The organism is Tardiphaga sp. 839_C3_N1_4 (assembly GCF_051811045.1).
Classification (GTDB): domain Bacteria; phylum Pseudomonadota; class Alphaproteobacteria; order Rhizobiales; family Xanthobacteraceae; genus Tardiphaga.
In genome coordinates this window covers 3740021-3756417 of sequence record NZ_JBPWQD010000001.1, presented here as the reverse complement: position 1 = coordinate 3756417, position 16397 = coordinate 3740021, and the positions used below count along the sequence as shown (strand labels likewise).

16 protein-coding genes are annotated in these 16397 nt (G+C 61.6%); 11 read left to right on the top strand and 5 right to left on the bottom strand.

Annotation, left to right across the window (positions count from 1 at the left end; genetic code table 11):
- Positions 1 to 56: 56 nt before the first annotated feature.
- From AB8A38_RS17975 to AB8A38_RS17935, 9 genes are read left to right on the top strand one after another with little or no spacing between them, the layout of a single operon-like run.
- Positions 57 to 920 (top strand): FAD binding domain-containing protein, encoded by an 864-nt coding sequence (locus AB8A38_RS17975; protein ID WP_439086921.1) that lies wholly within the window; start codon positions 57 to 59, stop codon positions 918 to 920.
- A complete protein-coding gene (locus tag AB8A38_RS17970) occupies positions 917 to 1429 on the top strand; it encodes a (2Fe-2S)-binding protein (RefSeq protein ID WP_439086920.1) in 513 nt (170 codons plus the stop codon). The genes AB8A38_RS17975 and AB8A38_RS17970 overlap by 4 nt, the downstream gene beginning before the upstream one ends.
- The gene (locus tag AB8A38_RS17965; RefSeq protein WP_439086919.1) at positions 1426 to 3798 is read left to right on the top strand and encodes a xanthine dehydrogenase family protein molybdopterin-binding subunit; all 2373 of its coding nucleotides are present in this window, start codon (positions 1426 to 1428) and stop codon (positions 3796 to 3798) included. The genes AB8A38_RS17970 and AB8A38_RS17965 overlap by 4 nt, the downstream gene beginning before the upstream one ends.
- Positions 3799 to 3827: 29 nt before the next feature.
- The gene (locus tag AB8A38_RS17960) at positions 3828 to 5078 is read left to right on the top strand and encodes an ABC transporter substrate-binding protein (RefSeq protein WP_439086918.1); all 1251 of its coding nucleotides are present in this window, start codon (positions 3828 to 3830) and stop codon (positions 5076 to 5078) included.
- An 18-nt stretch (positions 5079 to 5096) separates the two neighbouring features.
- Complete coding sequence (locus tag AB8A38_RS17955; protein WP_092140480.1) at positions 5097 to 5963, top strand: branched-chain amino acid ABC transporter permease; 867 nt, start codon at positions 5097 to 5099, stop codon at positions 5961 to 5963.
- 11 nt (positions 5964 to 5974) lie between these two features.
- Positions 5975 to 6967 carry a branched-chain amino acid ABC transporter permease gene (locus AB8A38_RS17950; protein WP_439078979.1) on the top strand — a complete coding sequence of 331 codons (993 nt, stop codon included), beginning with the start codon at positions 5975 to 5977 and terminating at the stop codon, positions 6965 to 6967.
- On the top strand, positions 6964 to 7719 hold the full coding sequence (locus tag AB8A38_RS17945) for an ABC transporter ATP-binding protein (protein ID WP_315840150.1): 756 nt from the start codon (positions 6964 to 6966) through the stop codon (positions 7717 to 7719). The genes AB8A38_RS17950 and AB8A38_RS17945 overlap by 4 nt, the downstream gene beginning before the upstream one ends.
- On the top strand, positions 7712 to 8416 hold the full coding sequence (locus tag AB8A38_RS17940; protein ID WP_092140474.1) for an ABC transporter ATP-binding protein: 705 nt from the start codon (positions 7712 to 7714) through the stop codon (positions 8414 to 8416). The genes AB8A38_RS17945 and AB8A38_RS17940 overlap by 8 nt, the downstream gene beginning before the upstream one ends.
- A 27-nt stretch (positions 8417 to 8443) precedes the next feature.
- Complete coding sequence (locus AB8A38_RS17935) at positions 8444 to 8890, top strand: CoxG family protein (RefSeq protein WP_439086917.1); 447 nt, start codon at positions 8444 to 8446, stop codon at positions 8888 to 8890.
- 12 nt (positions 8891 to 8902) lie between these two features.
- Here the strand turns inward: AB8A38_RS17935 and AB8A38_RS17930 are convergent, their stop codons facing one another.
- The gene (locus tag AB8A38_RS17930; RefSeq protein ID WP_439086916.1) at positions 8903 to 9790 is read right to left on the bottom strand and encodes a LysR family transcriptional regulator; all 888 of its coding nucleotides are present in this window, start codon (positions 9788 to 9790) and stop codon (positions 8903 to 8905) included.
- A 98-nt stretch (positions 9791 to 9888) separates the two neighbouring features.
- On the opposite strand from AB8A38_RS17930, the gene AB8A38_RS17925 reads away from it, so the two are divergent.
- Entirely contained in the window at positions 9889 to 11382 is a 1494-nt protein-coding gene (locus AB8A38_RS17925) for a CoA-acylating methylmalonate-semialdehyde dehydrogenase (protein WP_439086915.1), read from the top strand.
- Between the two features lie 63 nt (positions 11383 to 11445).
- Here the strand turns inward: AB8A38_RS17925 and AB8A38_RS17920 are convergent, their stop codons facing one another.
- The 4 genes from AB8A38_RS17920 to AB8A38_RS17905 form a co-directional block, all read right to left on the bottom strand.
- Positions 11446 to 12750, bottom strand: a complete 1305-nt coding sequence (locus AB8A38_RS17920) for a PQQ-dependent sugar dehydrogenase (protein WP_439086914.1) — start codon at positions 12748 to 12750, stop codon at positions 11446 to 11448.
- A gap of 136 nt (positions 12751 to 12886) precedes the next feature.
- The gene (locus AB8A38_RS17915; protein WP_315840155.1) at positions 12887 to 13252 is read right to left on the bottom strand and encodes a response regulator transcription factor; all 366 of its coding nucleotides are present in this window, start codon (positions 13250 to 13252) and stop codon (positions 12887 to 12889) included.
- Between the two features lie 99 nt (positions 13253 to 13351).
- Positions 13352 to 13993, bottom strand: coding sequence for a response regulator transcription factor (locus tag AB8A38_RS17910; RefSeq protein ID WP_315840156.1), 642 nt, complete (start codon positions 13991 to 13993; stop codon positions 13352 to 13354).
- Positions 13986 to 15491 (bottom strand): sensor histidine kinase, encoded by a 1506-nt coding sequence (locus AB8A38_RS17905; RefSeq protein WP_439086913.1) that lies wholly within the window; start codon positions 15489 to 15491, stop codon positions 13986 to 13988. Before AB8A38_RS17905 ends, AB8A38_RS17910 begins: the two co-directional genes overlap by 8 nt.
- A gap of 266 nt (positions 15492 to 15757) precedes the next feature.
- Between AB8A38_RS17905 and AB8A38_RS17900 the strand changes: the two genes are divergently transcribed.
- On the top strand, positions 15758 to 16315 hold the full coding sequence (locus AB8A38_RS17900) for a helix-turn-helix domain-containing protein (protein WP_439086912.1): 558 nt from the start codon (positions 15758 to 15760) through the stop codon (positions 16313 to 16315).
- Positions 16316 to 16397: the final 82 nt, after the last annotated feature.

Here is a 16397-nt window from a genome sequence, read left to right as displayed (position 1 = left end):
GATTTCCGACCAAATGGTCACAACTGGACGTCCGCGAGACGTTTAGGGAGAAGACGTTGAAGGCGAGGGCGTTCAACTATGTGAGGGCTTCCACCGTGGTGGAGGCTTTGAAAGCGTTCGAGGAAGCCGGCGACGATGCGAGTTACATCGCAGGTGGCCAGAGCCTCGTACCGGCGCTTGCCTTGCGTTTGCAGGCGCCGCAATTGCTGATCGACATCGCGCATATCTTGACGCTTCGTGGCATCGACCTGCAGGGTGATTGGTTGCGCATTGGCGCGCTCACCCGCCATCACGAAGTGCTGACCGATCCGTTGATCCGCCGGCACGCGCCGCTCTACAGCGAAGCCGCGCCGCATGTGGCGCATCCGGCCATACGAAACAAAGGCACGCTCGGCGGCAGTATTTCACACGCCGATCCGGCCTCGGAATTCCCGGCGATGACGTTGGCGCTGGGCGCTGAGCTCGAAATTGCTGGCCGCGACGGCGTACGTCGCGTGCCGGCCGACGATTTCTTCCTCGATTTGTTTCAGACAGCGATCGAACCGGGCGAGCTTCTTGTCGCGATTCACGTGCCGGTGGTTCGACCAAATCATCGCTGGGCCTTTCACGAGCTTGCGCGTCGGCGTGGCGACTTTGCGCTGGTGGGCTGCGGCATTCTCACCGAATTCGTCGATGACGTCGTCAAACAGGTGCGTATCGCGTTCTTCTCTGTAGGCAGCACGCCACTGCGCGCCCGGCAGGCGGAAGAAGCTCTGATCGGCAAGAGGCTGGATCAGGCTGCAATCGCTTCTGCGCAGGCCGCCGTCGGCGATGATCTCGATCCGCCTGAAGACGAGCACACGCCGCCTGCCATGAAGCGCCATCTTGCGCGCGTTCTTCTCGGCCGATTGCTGGGCGAGATCGCGAGGCAGGGCGCATGAACGATCTCGTCCATGTCACCATGACGGTGAACGGCACTGAGGTGTCGCACAGCATCGCGCCGCGCATCACGCTAGCGGATTTCCTGCGCCAGACACTGGAACTGACCGGCACCCATACCGGCTGCGAGATGGGCGTTTGCGGCGCCTGTCTGGTTATTCTGGATGGCCGCGTCGTACATTCTTGTCTGACCTTCGCGGTGCAGGCGAGCGGGGCGGCCATCGAGACCGTCGAAGGTCTTAGCGAGCGCACTGCGATTGCCGATCTTCAGGAGGCATTTCATCAGCGCAACGCCCTGCAATGCGGCTTCTGTACGCCGGGCATGCTGATGACCGCGCATAGCCTGCTGTCACAGCCGGGCGTGCCCACGCGTGAGGAAATTCGCGACGCGCTATCTGGAAATTACTGCCGCTGCACCGGCTATGAAGCCATCGTCGATGCCATCGAGAAGGTCGCGCGCGACCGCGATGCTGGTGGGATTGCTCAGGCGTCCGAGGAGGTCGGCGCATGAGCGTGCTGACCCTACTCGATCGTCCGAATTCCTATATCGGCCGTTCGGTGCCGCGCCCGAATGCCAAGCGATTGCTCGCCGGTCGCGGCCGATACGTCACCGATATCACGCTGCCGCGCATGCTTCATGTCGCCTATGTGCGCAGTCCTTATGCCCACGCCCGCATCGTCTCGATTGATGCGACGACGGCGCGCGAGATGCCCGGCGTGCGGCTGGTGGCCACCGGCGAGGACCTCGCCGGGCTCTGCACGCCATGGGTCGGTACCATGGATCACTTCAAGGGCATGAAATCGCCGCCGCAATTGCCGCTGCCTATCGACAAGGTCGTATGGTCCGGGCAGGCGGTGGTCGCGGTCGTGGCCGATACGCGCGCGCTGGCTGAAGATGCAGCGGAGGCGGTGTATATCGAGTTCGATGAACTGCCCGCCGTTGTCGATATCGACGCTGCGCGCGCACTGGATACGCCGGTGATTTCACCGGAACTCGGCAGCAATCTCTGTTTCCATGGCAAGATCGATACCGGCGGTGTCGAGGATGTCTTCGCCGGCGCCGCGCATGTGGTGGAAGAGGAGTTTCACTTCGGTCGCCACACGGCGGTCACCATGGAGCCGCGCGCGATCATCGCTGACTACGATGCCAGCGAAGGGCAACTGACGGTACATCATGCGACGCAGACGCCGTATCAGTTCCAGGACATCTATGCCCGCCACTACGGCCTCCCTGAATCCCGCGTCCGCGTGATCGCACCGGATATCGGCGGTTCGTTCGGTATGAAGCTGCACATGTATCACGAGGACATGGCGGTGGTCGGGCTCAGCATGATGCTGGGCCGCCCGGTGAAATACGTCGCCGACCGGATCGAATCTTTCGTGTCGGATATCCACGCGCGCGATCATCGCGTCCGCGCACGCATGGCGGCCGATGCAGAGGGTAACATCCTGGCGATGGATGTGGAGGACGTTACAGGCATCGGGGCATTCTCGGCCTATCCGCGCACCAGTGTGGTCGAAGGCAATCAGGTCTACCGCCTGATGGGCGCGCCTTACACATTCAGGAATTATAGGGCCGATCTGCAGGTGGTGTTCCAGAACAAGGTGCAGATGAGCCAATACCGGGCCGTTGGGCATCCGGTGGCCTGCACCGTCACCGAGCGTCTGGTGGACATGATCGCCGACAAAACGGCGCAGGATGTGTTCGACATCCGCAGCCGCAACATGATCGCGGACGACGCCTATCCCTGTACATCTCCGACCGGCTACCAGTTCGAAGCGCTGTCGCATCACGCCTGTCTCGCCAGGCTGAAGGCGATGATGGGCTACGAGCGGCTGCGCGCCGAGCAGGCCGAACTGCGCACCAAGGGCATTCATCGCGGAATCGGTATCGCCACCTTTGTGGAAATCACCAATCCCGGCCCGGCTTTCTATGGCGTCGGCGGTGCGCGCATCTCGTCGCAGGATGGTGCCATCATCAAGATCACGCCGTCAGGGGATGTTCATTGCTCGATCTCGGTGACCGAACTCGGGCAGGGCACGGAAACGATCATCGGACAGATCGTCGCCGAACATCTCGGTGTGGATCGCGATCGCATCAAGGTGATGACAGGCGACACGGACGCCACCCCGCATGGCGGTGCGACCTATGCCTGCCGTGGCGCAGGCATCGGCGGCGAAACTGCGTTGCAGGCCGCAAAGAAGCTGAAGGCTAATGTGCTCGCGGTGGCCGCGGCCATCTTGCAGGACGAACCGGATAAGCTCGATATTCACAGTGGTTGGATCGTTGACGCTGTGACGGCGCAGCAGCGCATGGAGCTCTCCGAGATCGCGCGCATCGCTTACTTCCGGTCGGATACACTGCCGCCCGGCACGCAGGCGCAACTGTCGGTCGCGCATCATTACGCGCCGCAAGGCTATCCCTTCGCCTTCACCAATGGTGTCCAGGCCTGTCATCTCGAACTCGATGTCGAGACAGGTCTGGTCAAGATACTCAAGCTATGGGTGGTCGAGGATTGCGGCCGTGTCATCAATCCGTTGCTGGTCGATGAGCAGATCCGCGGCGGCGTCGTGCAGGGGCTCGGCGCGGCGTTCTTCGAGGAATGCGTCTACGGAGACAACGGCCAGCTCACCAATGGCTCGCTCGCCGACTATCTCGTGCCGATGGCGGTGGAGATGCCGGACATCGAAATCGGACATGTCGAGACGCCGACGCTGGATACCCAGCTCGGCGCCAAGGGTGTCGGCGAAGCCGGTACGGCTGCGGCATCGGCAGCAGCGCTTAATGCGATGAATGATGCGATGAAGCCATTCGGAGGCACGGTCGCGCAGGTGCCAATGACACCGGCGCGAATACTCAAGGCGCTTGGACACATCTGACCCATAAAAGAAATCAAACGGAGGACATCATGACGAAGGACATTCGAGACACCAAACGCAATCATATTTCGCGCCGCCACGTGCTGGCCGCGCTCGGCACCGGCGCGAGCGTCGTCGCCATGCCGTGGATCGCACGCGCTGCCGACGACACGATCCGCATCGGCTTTCCGACACCGCTGACCGGCCCGTTCGCGGCGGAAGCCAAGGATCAGGTCAAGAGCGCAGAGCTTGCCGTCAAGCAGTTCAACGACAAGGGCGGCGTCAACGGTCGCAAGATCGAGCTGCTGGTGCGCGATGACAAGCTCAATGGCGGCGAGGCCGCGACCCGCACGCTCGAGCTCATCGAAAAAGACAAGGTGCATGCGATTGTCGGATCGCTGTCCAGCGCGGTTCAGCTCGCGGTCAATGAAGTGACGCGTGCCCGCGGCGTGCTCTATGTCTCCATCAGCCAGTCCGACACCATCAACGAAGTCAAAGACTTCAGCAAATACACCTTCCATGAAGCGCTCAACCCGACCATGACCGCAGGTGCCGTGGCGCGGCACGCCTTCAAGAAGGGAACCAAGGTTGCGCATCTCGTGGCCGACTATGCCTATGGCCATGAAATGCTGCGCGGCTTCAAGCGTGCGCAGGCCGTAATCGGCGCTGAGACCGTCGGCGAGATCATGCACCCGTTCGGTGCCGCGGATTACTCGACCTTTATGCCGCGTCTGCGCTCGATGCGCCCGGACATCCTGTGCATCAGCAATTTCGGTCGCGATCAGGCTAATTCGATCAAGCAGGCGGTCGATTTCGGCCTCAAGCAGCAGGCCAAGATCGTCGTGCCGGTATTGCTGCATAACCAGCGACTGGCGGTGAGCCCGGAAGTGTTCGAAGGGGTCGTTGGCGGCTCCAACTACTATTGGGGTCTTGATAGTCAGTTGCCGAGTGCCAAGGCGTTCAACGACGCCTATCGCGCAGCTAATGGTGGTGCGATCCCGACCGACTACGGCGCCTATGGCTATACCGGCGTCTCGTCGCTGCTGCAGGCGATGCAGGTGGCTGGCGGTACCGACACCGACAAGGTGATCGCGGCGCTGGAAGGCCTGAAATACGATGTCGCCAAGGGCTCACAATATTATCGCAAATGCGATCACCAGTCGGTCCAGTCGGTCCTCGTGCTCGAGTCCAAGAAGAAGGCCGACATGAACGGCGACAGCGATCTGTTCAGCATCGTGGCCAATGAGCCGGCTTCGGAAAACGTGCTGCGCAGCTGCACTGAACTCGGCTTCCCGGCCTAACGAAAGCATTCGTCGTCCATGGATACAGAACTCATTCTGATGCAACTCTTCTCCGGAGTTGCCCTCGGTGCGATCCTCGTGATCACCGCGCTGGGCCTGTCGATCATTTTCGGCATGCTCGGTGTGGTGAATTTCGCGCATGGCGCGCTGTTCATGGTCGGCGCCTATGCCGGGCTATGGGTTGCCTCATTGACCGGCAGTTTCTGGTGGGGGCTGCTCGTTGCCCCCATCATGATCGGCGTGTTCGGGATGGCGATCGAATATGTCCTGATCCGTCCGCTTTACGGCCGTTCGATCGACGATCCGCTTCTACTCACCTTCGGTCTCAGTTACGTGCTGGTGGAAGGCGTGCGCATCGTGTTCGGCAGTGACGGCATTCCGTTTCCCACGCCGTCGTCACTGACCGGCGTGGTCGATCTCGGCGTCGGTTTCTTCCCGATCTACCGCATCTTCGTCGTCGGCGTTGTCTTCCTGGTCGTGGTGCTGTTATGGCTCGGGCTGGAGAAGACCAAGTTCGGCCTGATCGTGCGTGCAGGAGCGCGTGATCCGACCATGATGAAGGTGCTTGGCGTCGATATCAGCAAGGTCTGGCTGCTGGTGTTCGGGCTCGGTGTCGGACTGGCCTCGCTCGGCGGCGTGCTCTCCGGCCCGATGCGGTCAGTCAATCCGGAAATGGGCGCCTTGGTGCTGGCCGAAGCCTTTGTGGTGACTGTCATTGGCGGCCTCGGCTCGCTGGTCGGCTCGATCATCGCGGGTCTTCTGGTCGGCGTCGTGATCAGCATGACCGCGCTGTTCGCACCGGAAATGGCGACCATCGTGATGTTCGCGCTGATGGCCATCGTCCTTCTGATCCGGCCGCAGGGCCTGTTCGGCAAACTCGCGTAACGGAGCGGACCATGACATCCCCGGCGCTCGCCGTTTCTCCTTCCGCCAGTGCGCGAAAGCCTGCGCGCTTCAAATCGCTCGTGACCAAGTATCGCGTTCCGTTGTCGATCCTCGCGCTATGCCTGCTGCCGTGGTTGCTGCCGTCCAAGGCGCTGGCAGTGAACGTCCTGATCTACGGTACGGTTGCCGTCGGCTATAATCTGCTATTCGGCTATACTGGTTTGCTGTCGTTCGGCCATGCGGCCTTTGTCGGCACCGGGGCCTACATCACCGGCATCGCCATCGGCCAGTTCGGTGTGCCCTGGTATCTCGCAGTGCTGATGGGCGTTATTGGCGGCGCATTGCTGGCCTTCGTCATGGGAGCACTATCCACGCGCACACGCGGCATCTACTTTTCGATGGTGACGCTCGCTCTCGCCCAGTTGGTCTATTACGTGGCGCTCCAGACGCCGTCCTGGACAGGTGGCGAGAACGGACTGCGCGGTTTCACGGTCAACAAGATCAACCTGTTCGGATTCGAGATCAATTTTCTCGACCCGGTCAACAAGTACTACGTGCTGATGGTATTCGCAGCGCTGGCGCTGTGGCTCGTCTCGCGCATTCTCAACTCGCCATTCGGCGCAGCCATCGAGGCGATCCGCGAGAACGAGCGTCGCGCACGGACCTGCGGCTACAATGTCGAGCGCACCAAGCTGCTGTCATTCACACTGTCAGGCACGATTTGCGCCCTCGGTGGCACCATGTCGGCACTGCATCTGGCCTTCGTGCCGCTGGATTCGCTGCACTACTTGTCCTCCGGCATGATCGTGATGATGACGCTGCTCGGCGGCGCCAGCAGCTTCTTCGGCCCGTTCATTGGTGCATTGGTTTTCCTGGTGATGGAGGACGTGTTCTCGCTGTGGACGTCGCACTGGCAGATTATCGTCGGATCCATCTTCGTGCTGTTCGTGCTGTTTCTGCCCAAGGGCATCTGGGGCACATTTCTCACAAAGGTCATGCGATGAACGCGCCGCTTCTCGCCGTCAACGATATCGGAGTGAGGTTCGGCGGCTTCGTCGCGCTGCAAGGCGTGACGACGGAGTTCCGGCCGGGCCGCGTCACCTCCATCATCGGCCCCAACGGTGCCGGCAAGAGCACGTTCTTCAACGTGCTGTCCGGCGTGCTGACGCCGTCCAGCGGATCGATCCGCTTCAAGGGGGACGATCTCAAGGGCACGAAGCAGCACGAATTCGTGCATCGCGGCATCGCGCGCTCCTATCAGATCACGAACATCTTTCCCGATCTGAGCGTCCACGAGAACGTACGCGTCGCAGCGCAAGCCAGCCGCTCGCGCTATAATATCTGGACCAACCGGAAGAAGTTCACGGAGCTGGATTCCAGGGCTGACGCGGCGCTGGAAGCCGTGGGGCTTGTCGGCAGGCGGGACGAGACCGCCAAGTTTTTGGCACATGGCCAGCAGCGCGCGCTGGAGATCGCCATCGCGCTGATCTCAAATCCGGAAGTGCTGCTGCTGGACGAGCCGACCGCGGGCATGGGGCCGGAAGAGACCAAGGAGATGGTGGCGCTGCTAGAGAAGCTTGCGTCTGAGCGCACCATCCTGCTGGTCGAGCACAAGATGAAGATGATCCTCGGCCTCAGCGACCGGATTCTGGTGCTGCATCATGGCCGGCTGATTGCGGACGGCTCACCGCGCGACATTCAGACGGACCCCGAGGTTCGTCGCGTCTATCTGGGACAGAACGATGGCTATGCTTGAAACCAAAGACCTGAACGCCTGGTACGGCGCCAGCCATACGCTGCATGGGGTCTCGATCTCGGTGGCGCAGGGCGAGGTCGTCGCACTGGTCGGCCGCAACGGCGCTGGCAAGACCACCACGATCCGTTCGGTCATGGGGTTGATGTCGAAAACCACGGGCGGCATGACCTTCGATGGCAATGACCTGACGTCGATGCCCGCGCATGATCGTTTCAGGCTTGGCCTTGCCTATGTGCCTGAAGAGCGCCGGATCATTCCTGGACTCACTGTGCGCGAAAATCTCCAGCTCGGTCTCGTCGCCAGCCGCGGCCAGATCAACGAGAAAGACGCGATCGAGGAAATCGCAGAGAGCTTTCCGCGCCTCAAGGAGCGTCTCGATCAGGAAGGCGTCACCATGTCCGGCGGCGAGCAGCAGATGCTGGCCATCGCGCGCGCGACCATCGCCAAGCCCAAGATGATCCTGCTCGATGAGCCCTCCGAAGGCATCATGCCGGTGCTGGTCGAGGAGATGGGCGTGCTGTTCCGCAAGCTGCGCGATCAGGGCGTCACGCTGCTGCTGGTCGAGCAAAATGTCGAATGGGCGCTGCGCCTTGCTGATCGCGCGATCATCATGGACCAGGGCGAGGTCGTTTACGAGAGCAGCTCCGCGGCACTGCTTGCCGACAAGGAAATTCAAGAACGTTATTGCGCGGTTTGACGCGCATGCTCGCAGACAGGTGATCCCATGCAGATGAAAGACAGCCAGACCGTCCCGGCTTCACGCGACAAGGTCTGGGCCGCACTCAACGATCCCGCTGTGCTGAAGCAGTGCATTCCCGGTTGCCAAGAACTCGACATGACATCGCCGACAGAGATGACGGCGAAGGTTGTGATCAAGGTCGGACCCGTGAAAGCGACCTTCGGCGGCAAGGTGACGCTGAGCGATCTCGATGCGCCGAACGGCTACAGGATCACCGGTGAAGGCTCTGGCGGTGTCGCAGGCTTCGCCAAAGGCGGCGCAGCAATCAGGCTCGAGGCGGCCGGCGACAATGAAACGATCCTGCATTACGAGGTCGATTCGCAGATCGGCGGCAAGCTGGCGCAGCTCGGCGGGCGACTGATCGACTCCACAGCCAAGAAACTGGCGGGCGAGTTCTTCACCAAATTCGGCGCGGTCGTCTCCGCAAGCTGAGCGTAACGCCAGCTATTGCACGACGAACTGGCTGCGGGCCTCGCGGACTTTGGCGACGATATAGCGCCGCACCTCGCGGACCCGGCTCGTGTCATGCGTATCGGGATGTGACACGAGCCAGTAGCTTCGCGTGAAGCGGCTGGCCGGCAGAATTCGCCGCAGTTCGGGATAAAGCTGCGCGGCATAATCGTGCAGGATGCCGACTCCGTGGCCCGCACGAACTGCTTCAAGCTGGCCGACCACGCTGCCGCATTCGAAGCGGCGGGTGATCAGTTTGCTGAAGGTCGATGCATAGTCCAGTGCGCGGCTGTAGATGATATCGTAGATATAAGTGATCAGCAGGTGGTCGGCGAGATCGCCGGGCTCGCGGATCGGCGTCGACCGAGCCAGATAGTCCTCCGACGCGTAGACGCTCAGCGTGTAGTCGGTGAGTTTGGTACAGATCAGTTTCCCTTCGTCGGGGCGCTCCAGCGTCACGACTATATCGGCTTCGCGCTTGGCTAGCGAAAATGTGCGCGGCAGCGCCACGAGCTGGACGATCAGATCCGGATTGGCTGCGGCAAAGCCGCCGAGCTTGTCAGCCAGAAAATAATTGCCGAGGCCGTCCGGTGCACCAATCCGCACCGTGCCCGCCACCTTGTCAGCGGCCGATGTTAGCTGCGATCCCACCTTGAGCAGTTCGGATTCGGCGCGTTCCGCGGCCGCGAGCAGCGCAACCCCCGATGGCGTCAGGGACGAGCCCGTCGTCTGCCGGTTCAGCAGCTTTGTCTTGAGGTCTTTTTCGAGGGCGGTGAGCTGGCGCGCCACTGTCGCATGATTGAGTTTCAGCCGCTTGGCGGCACCCAGAATCTGGCCGGTACGGGCGACTTCCAGGAAAATCCGAACTTTGTCCCAATCCATCCCCGGACTCTATTTGCTGCACATCGAAGCCGCAATACTTCGCGTTGTTCGGGAAAGGGAAGCGGCGCAAGACCGCAGGAGCATCAAAGGAGAGTTCGATGGCTTCGGAAATCAAGCACTATATCGGCGGGCAGCTCGTTGCGGGCCGTAGCGGCCGGACTTCGCCTGTTTTCAACCCGGCCACCGGTGAGCAGACGGCTCAGGTGGGTCTTGCCAGCACGTCCGAAGTGGGCGCCGCGGTTGCTGCCGCGCTTGCAGCAGCAGAGAACTGGGCCGATACGCCGTCACTGCGCCGCGCCCGCATTCTCAATAAATTCCTGCGCATTTGTGAAGACCGCATCGACGATCTTGCCGCGGTCATCACCTCGGAGCACGGCAAGACGCTGTCGGACGCCAAGGGTGAAATCCAGCGCGGCCTCGAAGTCGTCGAATTCGCCGTGGGCGCTCCGCAATTGCTGAAGGGCGAAGTCAGCGAGAATGTCGGCACACGCGTCGACAGCTATGGCGTACGTCAGGCGCTTGGCGTCGTCGCCGGCATCACGCCGTTCAACTTTCCGGTCATGGTGCCGATGTGGATGTTCCCGGTGGCGCTGGCTTGCGGCAACACCTTCGTGCTGAAGCCCTCCGAGCGTGACCCATCGGCATCGCTTCTGATTGCCGAATGGCTGGCCGAAGCCGGTCTGCCGGCAGGTGTGTTCAACGTCGTGCATGGCGACAAGCAAGCCGTCGATGCGCTGCTGCATCATCCCGATGTTGCAGCGATCAGCTTCGTCGGATCGACACCGATCGCGCGTTATATCTATTCGACAGCTACCAGCACCGGCAAGCGTTGCCAGGCCCTCGGCGGCGCCAAGAACCACATGGTCGTGATGCCCGATGCCGATATCGATCAGGCGGTGGACGCATTAATGGGCGCTGCCTACGGCTCCGCGGGCGAACGCTGCATGGCGATTTCGGTCGCAGTGCCCGTCGGGGAGAAAACGGCGGATGCCTTGATCTCGAAGCTGGAGCCGAAGATTCGTGCGCTCAAGGTCGGGTCTGGCTTCAATGCTGAATCCGAAATGGGTCCGCTGGTGACCCAGCAGCAGCTCGACAAGGTGCGCGGCTATGTCGATTCCGGCGTCGAGCAGGGCGCGAAGCTGATCGTCGATGGCCGGGACTTCCGGTCCAACGAAGGCGGCTATTTCATCGGCGGTTCGCTGTTCGATCAGGTGACGCCGGACATGACGATCTACAAGGAAGAGATCTTCGGGCCGGTGCTGGCCGTGGTGCGTACGCCGGATTATGCGACGGCAGCGCGCATGATCAACGACAACGAATACGGTAATGGCACCGCGATCTTCACGCAGAACGGCGACGTTGCGCGTGAATTCGCGCATCGCATCCGCGTCGGCATGGTTGGCATCAACGTGCCGATTCCGGTGCCCGTGGCATTCCATTCCTTCGGTGGATGGAAGGCCTCGCTGTTCGGCGATCATTCGATGCACGGGCCGGAAGGCGTCCGCTTCTATACCCGCCTGAAGACCGTCACCAGCCGCTGGCCAACCAGCATTGCGCAGGGGCCGGAATTCGTGATGCCGACAATGAAATAGGTCGGAGCGTGGGGCGCGCGATTAACGCGCGCCTCACGAGCCCGCCGGATTATTCCGCGGGTCTTAGGCCGCGCCCGTCACACGCCAGATGACGTCACCCACATCGTCGGCCACCAGCAACGCGCCGTCCGGGGCGAGCGTGACGCCGACAGGGCGTCCATAGGACACCTTCTCGTCGGGTGCGAGGAAGCCCGACAAGATATCCCGCGGCGGTCCGGACGGCTTGCCGTTCACGAACGGGATGAAGACGACCTTGTAGCCGCTGAGCGTGCTGCGATTCCATGAGCCGTGCTGGCCGATGACCATGCCGTCCGGAAATCCCGGCAGCGTGCCTGCGGGCAGCCAGCACAGGCCGAGCGAGGCGGTGTGGCCGCCAAGCGCGTAATCGGGCGTGATCGCGGTGGCGACCAGCGCCGGATCCTGCGGCACGCGGTCGTCCACCGTCTTGCCCCAGTAGCAATAGGGCCAGCCATAGAAGCCGCCATCGCGCACCGAGGTCAGATAATCCGGCGGCGTCTCGTCGCCGAGGCCGTCGCGCTCATTGACCACGGTCCACAGCGCGCCGGTCGTCGGCTCCCATGCGAGACCGACGGGATTGCGCAAGCCGGCGCCGAAGATGCGGCTCTTGCCACTGGCGATATCGAGTTCATAGACAGCCGCGCGGCCTTCTTCGACCTCCATGCCGCCCTCAGCGATATTGCTCAGCGAGCCGACGCCGATATAGAGCTTGCTGCCATCCGGGCTCGGTAGGATGCTCCGGGTCCAGTGGCCGCCGGACTTGAAATTGGTGAGTTTCTTGCCCGGTGCCGTGATGCTGTCCGCGCCCGCCACATAGGGGAAGGCCACCACACCATCGACATTGCCGACATAGAACGTGTCGTTCAGCAGCGCCATGCCGAACGGCTGGTTCAGTCCCTCCATGAAGGTCTGGCTGGTCTCGGCGACGCCATCGCGATCCCGGTCGCGCAGCAGCGTGATGCGGTTGGCGCTGACACCGAGCGCCGCGGCCCGCCGCATCGTCGCCTGCATCGCATAGCCGAACATGTTGCGGACGGGACCGGCAACCTGCGTCGCCTCGGCGATCAGGACGTCGCCATTGGGCAGCACATTGATCCAGCGCGGATGTTTCAGGCCGGTCGCAAAGGCATTGACCTTGAGCCCGGGTGCGACCACGGGCTTCTGTCCCGCGGCCCAGCCCTGGGCAGTCGGCATCTTCAATGTGGGGATGGCGCCTTGCGGCTTCGCCTCTGGCACCACCGGCGCGCTGCCCCAGGCTGGCGCGTGTGTATTGCCCTGCAGGCGGCGCCATTGCAGCGCGGCACCGCCGATCACCGCGACAACGCGCGCAAATATTCTGGACATGCTCATATCATTCCCCCATGTAAGTGCGCGCACACTATCCGACACCTACGCGCGTTAAAACCTTCGCGTGACGGCGTGCTGGGCATGTGAGCCCATCGCTATTGGGGGATCGGCGCCATGCATCTTCGGAAGAGCAGTGCGGCTATGGCGCCGCGATGGCCTGGTTGATGCATGCGGCGAGTTCGTCGACTTCGAACGGCTTGTTGAGGATGCAGGGCGTGCTGCCCAGTCGCGCGCGCACTTTCTCTTCGGAATTGGCGGTGATGAAAATGACCGGCGTCTGGTTCTTGTCCGAGCGCATGCGCTCATAGAGGTCGATGCCGGTCAGGCCCGGCATTTCGACGTCGGTCACCACGCAGGACGTCTCGCGGACCACCGGCGAGGTCAGAAACGCTTCGGCGGATTCGAAGCTGAGGACGACAAAGCCCAGCGATCGCAGCAGGCTTTCAAGCGCGCGGCGAACCGACGAGGAATCGTCGATGATGGCAATGGCATGTTCAGAGTTCAACGCAATCTCCACACGGCGGCTTTGACAGCGACCCCAGTGTTGAGCCGTTTCGCCTAGAATACTGTCAAATATCGCTGTGCAGCGAAATCATACTGAGGTTTATCGGGAGGTACCCGGGGCTGGTTTCATGCCGATGGCCTCGGCCATGCGCACCAGAGAGGCGAAGGATTTTGCATCCATCTTCTTCATCATCTTGCCGCGATGGATCTTAACCGTAATTTCGCTGAGGTTCAGCTTTGCGGCGATCTGCTTGTTCAGCAGCCCCGCGGTGGCCAATTCCATCACCTCGCGTTCCCGCGCACTCAAAGTGCCGAAACGCTCCTTGATATCGGCCAGTCCATCGCGCTCTTGCCGCGCCTTGCGGTCGCGCTCCACGGCGCCGGCGACGGCATCGAGCATTTCCTGGTCGCGAAACGGCTTGGCGAGAAAGTCGACGGCGCCGGCCTTCATAGCGCGGACCGTCATCGGCACATCGGCATGGCCAGTCATGAACACGATGGGCGTATTGCCGCCGAGATCCGCAAGACGCTTCTGAAAATCGAGGCCGCTGACGATCGGCAGTCGGATATCGAGGACAAGACAGCTGGCCCTGGTGAGAATGTCGCTCTCGAGAAGCTCGACCGCCGAGGAGGCGAAACTGACTTCATATCCAACCGAGCGCAGCAGACTGCCAACCGCAGTGCGGATGGCGGCTTCGTCGTCCACGACGACGACCAAAGGTGCTTCTGCGTCGTTAGGCAAGGTTGCCGGGTCCTTCTGCGGTGGCTGTCGGTATCATGAAATGAAAGGTGGTTCCACCACTCTCGTTTCGTTCCGCCCAGATACGCCCGTGATGCGACTCGATGATGGATCGGGAGATCGAGAGGCCGATGCCCATCCCCTCGGCCTTTGTCGTGAAGAACGGCGCGAACAGGCGTTGCATATGGTCGTCCGGTATACCCGATCCTGAATCACGCACCGAGACGAGAATTCCCCGCGTCGCGTCGAATGCCGACCACACTTTCAGCTCTTTCGTCGCGGTCGCCTTCATGGCGTGGACGGCGTTGTTGACGAGATTCATCAGCACCTGCTGAAGCTGTACTTCGTCGCCGGCGATGGTGGGCAGATCGGGTGTCAGGTCGAGGACTGCTGAAATCTGGTGCTGTGCCAGATCGCGCTGAACCATCGCCAGTACCTGCGTGACAATGGCGTTGACGTCGACCGGCCCGCGCGCCAACTCGCCCTTCACGGCGAGCGACCTCAGCCGGTGAATGATGTCGCCGGCCCTGCGGCCCTCCTGCACGACTTCCTTGAGGCAGGCCGTGGTTTCGCCGAGATCGGGCCGCTCCCGCGATAGCCAGCGCAAGGCCGCCTCTGCGTTGGTCACCACGGCGGCAAGTGGCTGATTGACCTCGTGGCCGATCGATGCCGTCAAGGCACCCAAGGTCGCGATGCGCGACACGCGGGTAAGTTCTGCGATGCTCTGCTGGAGTGCTTGCTCGGCTGCGATCTTGGCGGTGACATCGAGCGAATTGATCAGGACGGAGCGAGACCGATCGGCGGGGAAGGTTGCCGTGACGATGGTGGTGCGCAACTCGCCGTTGACGGCACGGATGGCCACTTCAATCGTGAATGAGCTTTCTCCCGCAAGAAATGCGAGCAGGATTTCGCGAAAGGCGACCAAAGTCTCCGGCTCGAGTGCTGCATCCCAGGACTGCTGAACGTTCTTCTGGTCGAGATCGCCGATTAATTGCTTTGCGGCGTCATTCGCGTCGAGGGTCCGGACGAGAAACAGGCAATGCTTGAGGAAGCCCTCATTGGCGATGAAGTAATCGCGCAACCGGGGAATGCTTTGTTGCAGGATTGGCGCGCAGGCATTGGCCGCTTCCGTGAAGTCCTGCTCCCAGATGGCAACACTCGTGCCCTGAAAGATGTTGCGATAGCGCTCTTCGCTCTGCCGAAGCCTCGCGTCCGACATCCTGATCTGGACGCAGAGCACGGCAGCGATGGCAATGGCGAGCGCGCTGACGGCGCCGCGCAGCATTGCTCCCTCATTGGGGTCGTTCGCGTGGCCGATTAGATAACCGAGGATTGTCAGGCCGATGCAACCGAGGGCGATCAGGATGATGCCCGTGACATTGGTGAAACGGAGCGCCATCAGCAGCACGACGATATAAAGCGCCGCGACGGCGATCTCGAATGTGCTGAAGGCGTCGAACGCGAAAATGCCTGCGGCAAGGATAGCTGTCGCAACGGCCATGGGCAGCTGTGAGGGTCGTTGCACCCGATCAGAATTGGTCATTTGAGCCGTAAAATAGGAAGCAGGGCATGCGTCCTGCGGGGAATGGCGAAGTCGTCCGAAGTCGGTGGCGTCTCGCCCGGGATAAACCTTGGTATAGGGCGGGATTACCTTCGTTTCTTGAATCTCTATCCTCGTAGAATGGTTAGCGCGGCCGGAATCTCTCATCCTTGGATCGTCGAAGTCATCGCGATGTCGATGGCATTCACCACCCAAAGGAGACCGATATGCTGCTCGATTCACAGTCCCAGAATTCTGACTCGTTTGCCGGTGTATTGTCTGACGCAAGTTCTACGACGGTCGCCCAGCTCCTGCTAGATGCACGGCAGGCGATCGGATCGGATGTCGGTGCGGCTCTTCGCTGCATCAAGCAGGCTGCATCGCTGCTCGAGGCGCCCTCCCAACCGTCGCCCGTCAGCCCCGCGAGAGGCGGCCTCGCTCGCTGGCAGGCGGAGCGAATCAGGCGCCACATTGATTCAAATCTGGATGAAGTGATCCAAGTATCGGATCTCGCGAGTATCGCTCGCCTGAGTTGCGGTTACTTCTCAAATGCGTTCAAGACCACGTTCGGCCAGTCTCCCCATGCCTATATCGTCTCCCGCCGTCTGACGCGTGCGATGGAGCTGATGACATCCAGCGGCAAGTCACTCTGCGAGATCGCCATCGATTGCGGCTTCTCCGATCAGGCCCACATGTGCCGCCAGTTTCGCCGCGCGACCGGGGCTAGTCCCAACGCCTGGCGCCGCCACAACATGATGATGTCCGCACTCGCAACACAGCAGTGATGCTCCTCGGGGAGTATCCAGAAACGGGCCATGGGCGCTTGCATGATCGTCCCCGCCTTTGACGAATAGTTCGCATCGACGT

Excerpts from the sequence above, each read along its gene's own strand:
- AB8A38_RS17970 (WP_439086920.1), top strand. The coding sequence starts at position 917 with ATGAACGATCTCGTCCATGTCACCATGACGGTGAACGGCACTGAGGTG.
- AB8A38_RS17965 (WP_439086919.1), top strand. The coding sequence starts at position 1,426 with ATGAGCGTGCTGACCCTACTCGATCGTCCGAATTCCTATATCGGCCGT.
- AB8A38_RS17960 (WP_439086918.1), top strand. The coding sequence starts at position 3,828 with ATGACGAAGGACATTCGAGACACCAAACGCAATCATATTTCGCGCCGC.
- AB8A38_RS17955 (WP_092140480.1), top strand. The coding sequence starts at position 5,097 with ATGGATACAGAACTCATTCTGATGCAACTCTTCTCCGGAGTTGCCCTC.
- AB8A38_RS17950 (WP_439078979.1), top strand. The coding sequence starts at position 5,975 with ATGACATCCCCGGCGCTCGCCGTTTCTCCTTCCGCCAGTGCGCGAAAG.
- AB8A38_RS17945 (WP_315840150.1), top strand. The coding sequence starts at position 6,964 with ATGAACGCGCCGCTTCTCGCCGTCAACGATATCGGAGTGAGGTTCGGC.
- AB8A38_RS17940 (WP_092140474.1), top strand. The coding sequence starts at position 7,712 with ATGCTTGAAACCAAAGACCTGAACGCCTGGTACGGCGCCAGCCATACG.
- AB8A38_RS17935 (WP_439086917.1), top strand. The coding sequence starts at position 8,444 with ATGCAGATGAAAGACAGCCAGACCGTCCCGGCTTCACGCGACAAGGTC.
- AB8A38_RS17930 (WP_439086916.1), bottom strand. The coding sequence starts at position 9,790 with ATGGATTGGGACAAAGTTCGGATTTTCCTGGAAGTCGCCCGTACCGGC.
- AB8A38_RS17925 (WP_439086915.1), top strand. The coding sequence starts at position 9,889 with ATGGCTTCGGAAATCAAGCACTATATCGGCGGGCAGCTCGTTGCGGGC.
- AB8A38_RS17920 (WP_439086914.1), bottom strand. The coding sequence starts at position 12,750 with ATGAGCATGTCCAGAATATTTGCGCGCGTTGTCGCGGTGATCGGCGGT.
- AB8A38_RS17905 (WP_439086913.1), bottom strand. The coding sequence starts at position 15,491 with ATGGCCGTTGCGACAGCTATCCTTGCCGCAGGCATTTTCGCGTTCGAC.
- AB8A38_RS17900 (WP_439086912.1), top strand. The coding sequence starts at position 15,758 with ATGCTGCTCGATTCACAGTCCCAGAATTCTGACTCGTTTGCCGGTGTA.